This is a genomic window from Monashia sp. HAY1-5C, from assembly GCF_056755255.1.
Window position 1 is genome coordinate 1 of sequence record NZ_JBPGXG010000689.1, and the last position, 241, is coordinate 241.

Annotated in this window: 1 protein-coding gene; it reads left to right on the forward strand. The window is 69.3% G+C overall.

Translation table 11 applies throughout. The features are described from left to right. Positions 1 to 238 (forward strand): RibD family protein (locus ACR9ZK_RS23210; protein ID WP_481344269.1); only part of this gene is annotated, 238 nt, incomplete at its 5' end. Positions 239 to 241 lie beyond the last annotated feature (3 nt).

Here is a 241-nt window from a genome sequence, read left to right on the forward strand (position 1 = left end):
CGTCGAGGCCGGTTCCAAGCTGAACGCCTCGCTCGTGCGCGAGGGCTGCGTGGACGAGCTGCTCGTCTACCTCGCGCCCAGCCTCGTCGGCCCGGGACAGGGGATGTTCGCGCTGCCGCCGCTCGCACACCTCGCCGACAAGCTGCCGCTGCATTTCCACTGCGTGGCCCAGGTCGGGCCGGACCTGCGCATCCTGCCGCGTTTCAAGCGGGACGAGGATCCGAAACGCCACGCGTAATAC